8 protein-coding genes, 5 tRNA genes, 2 rRNA genes and 1 other annotated feature are annotated in these 11615 nt (G+C 30.0%); of the genes, 1 reads left to right on the top strand and 14 read right to left on the bottom strand.

From position 1 onward, the window contains the following. Positions 1–3: 3 nt before the first annotated feature. The 4 genes from addB to H8S20_RS13305 form a co-directional block, all read right to left on the bottom strand. Positions 4–3429 (bottom strand): helicase-exonuclease AddAB subunit AddB, encoded by a 3426-nt coding sequence (addB, locus tag H8S20_RS13320; RefSeq protein ID WP_186860438.1) that lies wholly within the window; start codon positions 3427–3429, stop codon positions 4–6. A gap of 209 nt (positions 3430–3638) precedes the next feature. After that, positions 3639–4580, bottom strand: a complete 942-nt coding sequence (locus H8S20_RS13315) for an ROK family protein (protein WP_032116837.1) — start codon at positions 4578–4580, stop codon at positions 3639–3641. A gap of 148 nt (positions 4581–4728) precedes the next feature. Then, positions 4729–4821 (bottom strand) — tRNA-Ser (locus H8S20_RS13310). Positions 4822–4826: 5 nt separating this feature from the next. Continuing rightward, positions 4827–4917, bottom strand: a tRNA-Ser gene (locus H8S20_RS13305). Between the two features lie 264 nt (positions 4918–5181). Between H8S20_RS13305 and H8S20_RS13300 the strand changes: the two genes are divergently transcribed. Then, positions 5182–6078, top strand: coding sequence for a cation diffusion facilitator family transporter (locus tag H8S20_RS13300; protein WP_186860437.1), 897 nt, complete (start codon positions 5182–5184; stop codon positions 6076–6078). A 154-nt stretch (positions 6079–6232) separates the two neighbouring features. Here the strand turns inward: H8S20_RS13300 and H8S20_RS13295 are convergent. The 10 genes from H8S20_RS13295 to H8S20_RS13250 all read right to left on the bottom strand — a co-directional run. Then, positions 6233–6323: transfer RNA gene (locus H8S20_RS13295), tRNA-Ser, on the bottom strand. 253 nt (positions 6324–6576) lie between these two features. Further along, positions 6577–7854, bottom strand: coding sequence for a serine--tRNA ligase (gene serS / locus H8S20_RS13290; protein ID WP_032116835.1), 1278 nt, complete (start codon positions 7852–7854; stop codon positions 6577–6579). A gap of 114 nt (positions 7855–7968) precedes the next feature. Further along, positions 7969–8179, bottom strand: a binding site (T-box leader). Between the two features lie 87 nt (positions 8180–8266). Beyond that, entirely contained in the window at positions 8267–8500 is a 234-nt protein-coding gene (locus H8S20_RS13285; protein WP_032116834.1) for a DUF1667 domain-containing protein, read from the bottom strand. Between the two features lie 11 nt (positions 8501–8511). Beyond that, positions 8512–9924 carry an NAD(P)/FAD-dependent oxidoreductase gene (locus H8S20_RS13280; RefSeq protein ID WP_032116833.1) on the bottom strand — a complete coding sequence of 471 codons (1413 nt, stop codon included), beginning with the start codon at positions 9922–9924 and terminating at the stop codon, positions 8512–8514. Between the two features lie 15 nt (positions 9925–9939). Beyond that, entirely contained in the window at positions 9940–10449 is a 510-nt protein-coding gene (locus H8S20_RS13275) for a transcription repressor NadR (RefSeq protein WP_032116832.1), read from the bottom strand. 15 nt (positions 10450–10464) lie between these two features. Beyond that, a complete protein-coding gene (locus H8S20_RS13270) occupies positions 10465–10968 on the bottom strand; it encodes an HD domain-containing protein (protein WP_032116831.1) in 504 nt (167 codons plus the stop codon). A 116-nt stretch (positions 10969–11084) separates the two neighbouring features. Next, a tRNA-Ala gene (locus H8S20_RS13265) sits at positions 11085–11160 on the bottom strand. A 5-nt stretch (positions 11161–11165) separates the two neighbouring features. Beyond that, a tRNA-Ile gene (locus H8S20_RS13260) sits at positions 11166–11242 on the bottom strand. A 5-nt stretch (positions 11243–11247) separates the two neighbouring features. Next, positions 11248–11364: ribosomal RNA gene (rrf, locus tag H8S20_RS13255) — 5S ribosomal RNA — on the bottom strand. An 82-nt stretch (positions 11365–11446) separates the two neighbouring features. Further along, positions 11447–11615, bottom strand: a 23S ribosomal RNA gene (locus H8S20_RS13250); the annotation flags it as partial.

Raw genomic sequence — 11615 nt, 5'->3', positions numbered from 1 at the left:
CTACTATTCCTCCTCCTGAACCTTTTCTTCTATAGCTTCCCAAACTTCTTCTTTATTCTTCTTAACTATTATTCTGTACTTATTATCCTTTATTGAAGTATCAAACTGACAGATAGATGAATAATCACAATAGTCACAATATGTAACCTTTGATGATTTACAAGGCTCTATTTTAACGTCTCCACTTAACATATCTTCACACAGTTCTACCATTTTATCATTAACATATTTTCTTAATATCTCAAACTGCTCTTCAGATATTACGGAACTACTATTTGAAAAACTTCCATCTTTATTAAATTTGGCAGGAATTATTAATGAATAAGTCTCCATTGTATTATCCATAGCTCTAACTAAATCAGCGTCTTTCAAGATTAATCCATTCATCTTTAACTTCTTAAGAACTTCATCTTTTATCTCATCTTCTGATAATGATTTTTTAGACTTTATTATAGGGTCATCTATTCTAAAATAGAGAATTGCTCCTGGCATACATTGCTTACTAAGAATCTTGTTAGAGTTTCTCAATATTGCATCTAAATAAACTAAAAGCTGTATTTGAAGTCCATAATATAATTCACTTAAATCAAAACTCTTTGAACCAGTTTTATAATCAACAATTCTTATATAAGTTTCGCCATCAAGTTCAACCTTATCAATTCTATCTACCCTACCTTTTAAATAAACACTCTCATTAGATTGTAGCTTTAATTCTATAGGATCAGAGTCTTTAAAATCTCCAAAATCAAATTCATTTTTGAATATTTCAAATTCTCCTCTTCTCATTTGTTCAGATATAACAGTGACTGATTTAGTTATTGTCTTTTTAAATCTTTCTGAGAAATACATATACTTTTTATTACTATTTAAAATTGAATTTGATTTATTTTTAAGCTTTGTATCTACTAATTCATTTACTATATCTCTACACTTATCTTTAGACAACTCTGACCATAACATATGCTCTTTCTTTATCTTATTTGTAAACTGATCTAAAATCTCATGCATAAATGAACCTAAGTCTGGTGCAGAAAACTCATAAACCTTTCTATCCTTAGCCTTTAATCCATACTGAACATAATAGCTAAATGGGCATTGAGCATATTTTTCTAACCTAGAAACACTGAATATAAGCCTTCCATTGTCATTACTATATAACTTTTTGATTTTTTCTCTTGGAATCTTTTCTGCTAGATTTGAATATCTTAATCCTTTAAAGATAGTATCTGCTCTTTTTGCAAAATCGTTATTCTTTTCAAACCACTTATAAGCTTGTAACCAATACTCTTCAATTTTTTCTTTTTCACACTCTCTTCTCAAGGCTCCAACAAGCTCATTAAAAGTTGGCGTAGGTGCTGTTATCTTATAGTAGTCATCATTCTTTAAACCTTCATTATAAAGCTCGCTTTCTTCCTTTAGAGATTTAAAGATTTTCTTTATTCTAGGAATAACTATAGACGGTCTTAATGATTTTCCTTCAAAATCAGCCATAGGATAAGTTATCATTAAATACTCTGAGGCTATAGTTAATGCTGTATATACCATAAACTGTTCTTCAAAAACCCTACTTCTTGTATCAGAAGCTAGTTCTATTCCAAGTTCTCTTAGCTCAATTCTATCTCTATCAGATAATATTCCTTCATCTTTATTTGTAGAAGGTAGCACACCATCATTTACCCCTACAATATATAAAGCTTTTACATCCCTGCCTTTTATTCTTGCTATATCACCTATATTAACCTGGTCTAATGCCATTGGAATTACACCAACTTCTTGTTCTTCAAAACCAGTTCTAAGTATTCGTGTAAAAGTATTAATATCTATTACTTCATCCCCTAATACTTCAACAGCTTGGTCTAATATCTCCATAACTATAGATGGTACTTGCTCATATTCTTTTATCTTATCTTGTAATCCTATATCATTAAAGTTTTCAAGCCATTCTTCCATAGTCTCTAAAGCTTTAATATCTAATAGAAACTCATATATTGCTTCACAATATTTTCTTACTGTAACATCATTCTTTATTTTTTGGGATAAAACCATTATTGGCTCTCTTATTTCCTCCATAATGTCAGCCATTTGCTTATCTTCATCAGATATTTCCTCTTCATTAGATTGATACAAATCTCTAGTCCACTTAAAGCCTTTTATCCCATTAGCTAATATATAATTTTCTAACTTATCAATAAGATATTGATCTAATTTTATAAGACCACTTTTAACATACTTAAATACACTTTCGTAAGACCAATTTGATATTATAACTTCTAAAGCCGATATTATTAGTACAACTAAGGGATTATCTAGTATCTCTCTTTTCTTATCTAAGAAAAATGGAATATCATATTCATTAAAAATAACTGTACCTATTTTTTCATAACTATCTATATCTCTACAAACAACAGCTATATCTCTATATCTATATCCCTTATCTCTGACAAGCTTAAGTATATCTTGAGCTACATATTCAACTTCACTATAGTTATTATTAGCTTTATATATTCTTATATCGTTGCACTTACCTGTAAAGGTTCTAAATGGATAAGAAAAGAAATGTCTTTCGAGATGCTTTAATTCTTCACTATCCTTAAATCTATAAGGATATTTTTTATTTAAATTTATAGGCTCCATATAGGCTATATTATTTTCTTCCATACCTTTAAGAATTCTATTTTCAGTATTCTTTATAACATCAAAAATATCAGTATCATCCTCACTAGATAATTCTAGATTATCAGTACATAATGTTATATTAACTGTCTTACACTTTCGGGCTAACAATAATATTACTTCTAATTGTTGTGGTGTAAATGTTGTGAATTCATCAATCCATATTTCAGCATTATCATAAAGAGTACATTCCTTTAATTTATCACCAAGAAGTGTTAGCACATCTTCTCCATCGATATACTTTTTATGTAAAGTCTCATTAAAATTAGTATAAATATCTACTAAATCGCTGACTTTTTCTTTTAAATCTTTATCTTCTATATCCTCTTGTTTTTCCTGTAAGATTTCCTCGGAAATATTGTACTTTTTAAACTCTGTAATAGTTTTTGATACTGTACTTACAAAACCTTGTTGCTTACTTATTCTATTAAAATATTTAAGGTCATCACCTTTCTCTATTAAAAGCTTATAAATAAGCATATTTTTTCCCGAATCACTTACTATCTTATTTGTTCTTCCACCACATTCATCAAATACTCTATTAGCCATTCTCTTAAAGCTTAAAACCTCAGCTCTAAGTAACGCTCTCTCACCTATTTCACTCAGTAACTTCTTTTCACTTTGAAAAGTGTATTGTTCTGGTACAAGAAGAATCAATTTATTATTGTTATCATTATCAATCTTTTTTCTTATTTGATCTAAGCAAAACTTACTTTTCCCAGTACCAGCTCTACCAAATATAAATCTAATACCCATAAATAACTCCTTTGGACTTTATATTTTAATACTTCCCTAAATCTCTTGTTTTTATCTCTTATACAGCGTACTTACATTCATTTTACTATAAGCTTTTAATAGACTAAAGTATATCTCTTTAATAATTAAGCTTACCTAATCAATAATTTTACCAAATACTATAAAAAAAGAGCAAGGCATAAAACCTTACTCTTAAATTATATATAATGTTATTTTTCTGTTATTGCTAACGCTGCTGCTCCTAATACTCCAGCTTGTCCTCCAAGCTTAGCTTTTTCTATTGAACAGTTTTCTGCAAATACACTTAAGCATCTTTCTCCAACTACTTTTTTAACAGTTTCAATTACTACATCTCCACCATTAATTACTCCACCACCCATAACAACTTTTTCTGGGTCTAAGTGACTCATTACATTACCAACTGTAATTCCTAAGTAATATAAAGCATTATCTAATATTCTCTTAGCTTCAGCATCACCTGCAGCAGCTTCCATAAATACTTCTTTAGCTGTAACATTATCATATTTCTTTAAAGAAGTAACTACCTTACTCGCAACAGCTTCTTTTGCTCTTTTTCCTATTGCAGTACCTGATGCAAAACTTTCAGCACATCCAACATTACCACAGCCACATCTTGGTCCTTCTTTACTTACAGTCATATGACCTACCTCTAAAGCATTAGCAGTATGGCCTCTGTATAATTTTCCATTGATGATTGCTCCACCACCAATTCCAGTGCTTACTGTTATATAAACCATATTTTCTGTGCCTTTACCAGCTCCAAACATAAATTCTGCTAATGTTGCAACATTTGCATCATTATCTAAATAAGTTGGTAGATTAAATCTATCTTTTATAGTCTTAACTATTTCATAATTCTTAAATGGTAAGTTAGATGGTTCAAAGATAATTCCCTTCTTTGCATCTAAAGGTCCTGGAGAACCTACTCCGATAGCTTTTATTAACTCATTATCTACTCCAGCTATAACATTAGCTATAGTATCTAATATTCTTTCTGAAACAGCTTCTTGTCCTTCTTCAGCAAGAGTTTCAACTACTTTTTCATTTACTATATTTCCTTCTAAATCTACTAGAGCAGTGTATATTTTAGTCCCGCCTAAATCTACACCTACAACATATTTTTTTTCCATATAATATACCCTCCACTTAATAAACACTTTAGTAATTTTAAGTATACCATTTTAATATTACGTTTACAATTGTTAGTATAATCCTTTATCAAAATTTATAATAACCTTTTCTGAACATAAAAAAAGCAGCATCTTATTAGATGCTGCTTGGCGGAGAACAAGAGATTCGAACTCTCGCACCGGTTTAACCCAGCCTACTCCCTTAGCAGGGGAGCCTCTTTAGCCACTTGAGTAATTCTCCACTTTTGGCGGAGAGAGTGGGATTCGAACCCACGGTACGCTCACACGCACGCCGGTTTTCAAGACCGGTGCCTTAAACCAACTCGACCATCTCTCCTTGTTACAATAGTTATTATATCAACGCTTTTTTATCCTGTCAACATATTTTTTGAACTTTTTTTAGTTTTATTTCACATAATTTTTATTATACTGCCAAGATTAATAATTATAATGTTAATTTTGACAATTTTACAGAAAACAAAAATTTTGTATAACAAATATTATTCTCAATTGATAATTATAATTGAGAATAATACCTTGATTTTACAAAGCTTATATATTATCATTTAAATATCAATTGAAATTATTTTTGGAGGTTTATATGGATAATCGATTTGATGAAGCAAATAAAGTTACCTTACTCTCTATTTTATGGAATGTAATACTAACTATTATAAAGCTATTAGCTGGTATTCTAGGTAGATCTAGCTCTATGATTGCAGATGCTATGCATTCTGCATCGGATATAATAAGCTCCATAGGGGTATTAATAGGAAATAAAATAGCAAAAACTCCAAATGATAAGGATCATAATTACGGTCACGAAAAAGCTGAAACACTAGTTTCATTCTTACTTTCACTTTTATTAATATTTGTTTCACTTAAAATAGGATATGATGGAGTTAAATCCCTTTTTCATTTAGATCAAGTTAAAATTCCAACTATATTACCTCTAGTAGTATCTGTTATTTCTATAGTAATAAAAGAATATCAATATAGAATCACTATTAAAGTAGCTAATAAAATTAACTCACCATCATTAAAGGCAGATGCTTGGCATCATAGATCCGATGCTTTATCTTCAATTGCTGCTTTTATAGGAATTGGTGGATCAATGTTAGGATTTAAAGCTTTAGATCCGCTAGCAGCTATAGTAGTTGCACTTTTTGTAGCTAAAGTAGGTTTTGATATATTAAAAGACTCTGCTAATGAACTTATGGATTCTTCTATTAGTGAAGACGAAGAATCTAAAATAATCGAAATAGCAAAAAATACTGCTGGAGTAATTCATTTAGATGAGCTAAAGTCAAGAAAGCATGGTGCTATGGCATATCTTGATTTAACTATTTGTGTTAATAAAAACTTAACTGTCTTCGAGGGGCATGAAATAGCTAGTAATTTAGAAAAATGTTTAATTGAAAGTATGAGATTCATAAAAGGAATAACTATTCACGTTGAACCTTGTATTAATTGCACAGATAATATTTGTTTAAAATAATATTTAATTAAAGAAAATAGTAGATGGCTTTTATTTACTGTTTTCTTTTTATTTTTAAAAAATCTGATAACCATATAAAATCTATATTTAGGTATTTAAAACCTTTATACTTTTTTATATAAAAAAAAAGAAGTTATTCTTGCGAATAACTTCTTGGCGGAGAGAGTGGGATTCGAACCCACGGTACGCTCACACGCACGCCGGTTTTCAAGACCGGTGCCTTAAACCAACTCGACCATCTCTCCTCGGAACATTTATTATTTTATCAACTATTAATAATTATGTCAACACTTTTTTATATTTTTTTATTTTATTACAAATACATGTTATTGTGGGTAATCCATATACTTCATATTTATCATATATCTTAGTTATTCTTTTCCTTTCCATGTTAATCTTCTTAATCAATATTCCTACATTATAAAAATATTTAATTTTTATTTTAAAAAAGTAGCTATATTATAATACAGCTACTTTTTACATTTATTTTTAAGTTTTTTATCTGATAACTTCCATTCCACCCATGTAAGGTCTTAAAGCCTCTGGTATGTTAATAGATCCGTCTTCATTTAAGTTGTTTTCTAAGAATGCAATTAACATTCTAGGAGGAGCAACAACTGTATTATTTAAAGTATGTGCAAAATACTTTCCATTTTCTCCATTTACACGGATCTTTAATCTTCTAGCTTGAGCATCTCCTAAGTTTGAGCAGCTTCCTACTTCGAAGTATTTCTTTTGTCTTGGAGACCACGCTTCAACGTCTATAGACTTAACCTTAAGATCTGCTAAATCTCCTGAACAGCACTCTAGTGTTCTAACTGGAATATCTAAAGTACGGAATAATTCTACTGTATATGTCCATAGTTTTTCAAACCATTCTTTACTTTCTTCTGGCTTACAAACAACTATCATTTCTTGCTTTTCAAATTGGTGTATTCTATATACTCCTCTTTCTTCAATACCGTGAGCACCTTTTTCTTTTCTGAAACATGGTGAATAACTAGTTAATGTTTGAGGAAGAGATTCTTCTTTTAATATAGTATCTATGAACTTACCTATCATTGAGTGTTCACTAGTTCCTATAAGATATAAATCCTCACCTTCGATTTTATACATCATAGATTCCATTTCAGCAAAGCTCATAACACCTGTAACAACGTCACTACGAATCATGAAAGGTGGTATACAATAAGTAAATCCTTTATTGATCATAAAGTCTCTAGCGTAAGAAAGTATCCCTGATTGTAATCTTGCTATATTACCCATTAAGTAATAGAATCCATTACCAGCAACTTTTCTAGCACTATCTAAATCTATACCATTTAATTTTTCCATTATTTCTGTATGGTAAGGTATTTCAAAATCTGGAACTACAGGTTCACCGAATTTTTCTACCTCTACATTTTCGCTATCATCTTTTCCTACTGGAACTGTTGGATCAATAATATTAGGTATAACTAACATTATTTCTCTAATCTTTTCTTCTAATTCTACTTCTTTAGCTTCTAATTCAGCAAGACGAGTTGCTTGTTCACTAACCTTAGCTTTTAACGCTTCAGCTTCTTCTCTCTTACCTTGACCCATTAATGCACCTATTTGCTTAGATATTGTCTTTCTATTAGATCTTAATGAATCTGCTTCTTGTTGTGTTGCTCTACTTTCAGCATCTAAAGCAATTACTTCATCAACTAGAGGAAGCTTCTTATCTTGGAACTTATTTTTGATATTTTGTTTAACTATTTCTGGATTTTCTCTTAAAAATTTTAAATCTAACATAGTATCCTCCAACTTACTTAATTAATAGTGAATAGTTAATAAATAAAGATTCTTATATCAATATATTAACTAGCAATTATTCATTTATAAAAAAAGAGCCTTATCATCCCCCATAAAAGGGACGAAAGACTCCGTGTTGCCACCCTAATTGATAGTAGTGATATAAATATACACTTCTACCCACTTAAATAATTTAACGGAATTATACCGTACTGCTCATCACAGTCCCTCCAAGGTGGATTCATAAAATATAGTTATCAGTTCACACCAACCACTGACTCTCTTAAAACATCTATCTTATTACTAGCCTTTTCAACGGTTTATTAATCTATTTTATATTAAATATATTATAACATCCTATATTTTGTCAATAGATATACGCTATCTATTATTATACCATATTTTTCTGAATTTATGCTTTATCAATATTTCTGCTAGAAATTATATCTATTCCAGTATTTAAAACATTTTTACATATTATACTTCCTAACTTAATAGGAACACTTACATAAATCCTGCTTAATACTTTAGATATTTCTATCCATAAACTCTTATCTACTTCTTCACTGCTTCTAACAGGAACTACCTTATATTTATTATTTCCTTTTACCCTTACTACTGAAGTAAATATAGCTTTATTCTCCATAATATCCTCCATTAAATATCTTCAAATTCCTTTATTCTTCCTGATATTATCCTAGAATCCTTTGAATCATCTACTATATCTGTTACATTTTTGCCTAGTTCTCTAGCTAAAATACTAACTATCTTTTCATTACAATATGCACCATGACAGCTACCAAAACCAGCTCCAGTTCTTCTCTTTACACCTTTAACTGTTCTTGCACCAAGTGGTCTTCTTATAGAATCAACAATTTCTCCTTCAGTAACACTGTTACAAAGACATATCATTTTACCATATCTATTATCTACCTTGATTACTTCATTTCTCTCATCTTTATTCATTTCTCTAAATTTATAAGATTCTCTTCTTTTATCTATAAAGTGTTTCTTTTGACTACACTTTAAGGTATTAGTTAGTGTATCACATAACATCTTAGCTATAGCAGGCGCTAATGTTATTTTACCGTAATGAGTTCCTGTAACACTTATAAAGCCTTTATCTATTCTACTATCATCTACAATAATAGAATCCTTATCATAACTTTCTCTAAATAAATTGTTTATACTATCTTTATCTAAATCTTTAAGAAGTCTAACAGCATAAGATATGTTATCATCTAAGCTTGTTTTTTCTATACTCTTTATTCCAATTAATGAACCACCATTTAATACTGGTGTGGATACAACAAAAGTATCTTTATCAAAAGTTTGAGTTATTATCCTAGACAATTTATTCTTATAACTATCATCCACTAATATATAACTCATATTTTTAAATGTATTTTCTCTTTCTAATTCATCCTTTTCTTGAACTACTCCACTTTCATTTATAAACATTTCATTAGCAATAGTATTTATAACTACTCTACAAGTAAATTTATTTTTATTAGTTATAACTTTAAAGCCTTTTGCTATATTCATAATATTTAGCACTTCTTCTTCTAACCTAAATATAACTCCATTATCTGAAGCTACCTCTGCATAAGATAATGCTAAATCATATGGTGCCACCAACGCTACATTTTGAGAATATAGCCCCTTTTTTATTCCTTTATTTATATTAGGCTCAATTTTATATACTTCGTCACTATCAATAAGATGAACACCATCTATTCCTCTTTTAATAGCCCTCTCATGCATTTCTTGTAGCTTAATTACACCATTATCATCATTTACTACTCTTAATCCACCAATACGCTTAAATGGCACATTAAACTTCTCACATAAGTCTTCTAATAATATATTACCTATGTATTCTAAACCAGCCATAACATTATTAGATGTCTCTGAACCATCATAAACTATTGCACTATTAACAAAAGATATATCATCTGCTATATCATATTCTTTTTCAATTACAGCTATATTTAAATTATATTTTGATAATTCATAAGCAACTGCACAGCCAATTATGCCTCCACCTAAAACTAAAACATCATAATCCATATAAACTCTCCCTAATTATAAAGTAAGCCCTTTTTCTTTTAATTCTTTCTTTATTAACTCCATATTCTCTTTAGTATCCACTGATACTGTATGGAGGTGAACTCCATTAGTTAATGAAGATAATGGAGTGCTTTCTGATAACTCAAAAGACTCTCTGAATCTATTTAAATCATTCAGATTTTTAATCATTAGTAACCCCTTAATTTCTCCATATATAGGATGTTCTACTATAACATCTTCTATAATTCCACCATATTTAATAACGATCTCTAGCTCTTTTATCATTTCAGCTTTACTATGATTTACAGCTATTATTGATTTTACTCTGCTGCCACTATCATCATTAAACATATATCCATCTGGAGTTGCTATTATATTATTCCCCTTTGCCCTTAGAATAGCTATATCCTTAACTATTATCTGACGAGTTACATTAAACTTTGTTGCTAAATCAACTCCCTTTATAGGAGCTTTCTCTTTAAGTAATAATTCAACTATTGCTTCCCTTCTCTTATTTGCAATCATACTTCACCTCATAAGTTAATTCTTATTATCACTTTCTCTTATTACATCTAATAATTCATTACTTATTTTTTTATTACTATGATGATATCTAATACTATCTAAGAATTCTTGATCATAACTCTTAAATTCTTTTAATATATCAGCACCTTTTTGTGCATGATTATAATATATATCTATTTGCTTTATATTATCATATTTTTTAATTTTTCCTTTAGTTAAACTATTTAGTAATACTAATGTGGATTTCTCTACTATATTTAATCCAAACTCACCTTTTCCTACATCATGTAATAAAGCTGCCTTTGCAATTCTATTAGTATCTAAAGAAGTTTTTTTATTTTTACATATATCTAAAGCCTCTTTGCAAACACGTATAGAATGATGTTTCTCATTATGATTTAATCTACTAAATAATTTCTTTTCATCTTCATCTAAATATTTATTTATAAACTCTGTATCTATCTTCTTAAAATATGATCCTGCTGCCCATACGAATTGTTTAACTCTATATAACGCCATACATTTTCACCTTTACTTTAACATTTACTGTATATTTATAATAACACTATTAATAAAATTTATGAATACCAATTATTTTAAATAAAATAAAAAAGCTACGAAATACTTCGTAGCTTTGGTGGAGGTAAAGGGAGTCGAACCCTTGACCCCTTGCGTGCAAGGCAAGTGCTCTCCCAACTGAGCTATACCCCCAAAAATGGTGGACCTTCAGGGACTCGAACCCCGGACCTACCGGTTATGAGCCGGTTGCTCTAACCAACTGAGCTAAAGATCCTTATTACCTGGCAACGTCCTACTCTCCCACACAGTCTCCCGTGCAGTACCATTGGCGCTGTAGAGCTTAACTTTCCTGTTCGGAATGGGAAGGAGTGTTTCCTCTACGCCATCACTACCAGATATAAGTAATAGTCCAATTATTTTTGGTTATTTACTTTTCAGAGTGTTCTCTGAAAATTGCACATGAATTTTATATTTTTTATTGGTCAAGCCCTCGACCTATTAGTATCAGTCAGCTAAATATGTTACCACACTTACACCTCTGACCTATCAACCTTGTGTTCTTCAAGGGGTCTTACTAGCTTATGCTATGGGAAATCTCATCTTGAGGTAGGCTTCACGCTTAGATGCTTTCAGCGTTTATCCCTTCC

It is taken from the genome of Clostridium hominis (assembly GCF_014287825.1).
Classification (GTDB): Bacteria; Bacillota; Clostridia; order Clostridiales; family Clostridiaceae; genus Clostridium; species Clostridium hominis.
The sequence above is the reverse complement of the archived record's forward strand: the minus strand, read 5'-3'. Positions and strand labels throughout refer to the sequence as shown.

Coding starts and splice junctions, on each gene's coding strand:
- addB (WP_186860438.1), bottom strand. CDS start 3,429: ATGGGTATTAGATTTATATTTGGTAGAGCTGGTACTGGGAAAAGTAAG.
- H8S20_RS13315 (WP_032116837.1), bottom strand. CDS start 4,580: ATGGAAAAAAAATATGTTGTAGGTGTAGATTTAGGCGGGACTAAAATA.
- H8S20_RS13300 (WP_186860437.1), top strand. CDS start 5,182: ATGGATAATCGATTTGATGAAGCAAATAAAGTTACCTTACTCTCTATT.
- serS (WP_032116835.1), bottom strand. CDS start 7,854: ATGTTAGATTTAAAATTTTTAAGAGAAAATCCAGAAATAGTTAAACAA.
- H8S20_RS13285 (WP_032116834.1), bottom strand. CDS start 8,500: ATGGAGAATAAAGCTATATTTACTTCAGTAGTAAGGGTAAAAGGAAAT.
- H8S20_RS13280 (WP_032116833.1), bottom strand. CDS start 9,924: ATGGATTATGATGTTTTAGTTTTAGGTGGAGGCATAATTGGCTGTGCA.
- H8S20_RS13275 (WP_032116832.1), bottom strand. CDS start 10,449: ATGATTGCAAATAAGAGAAGGGAAGCAATAGTTGAATTATTACTTAAA.
- H8S20_RS13270 (WP_032116831.1), bottom strand. CDS start 10,968: ATGGCGTTATATAGAGTTAAACAATTCGTATGGGCAGCAGGATCATAT.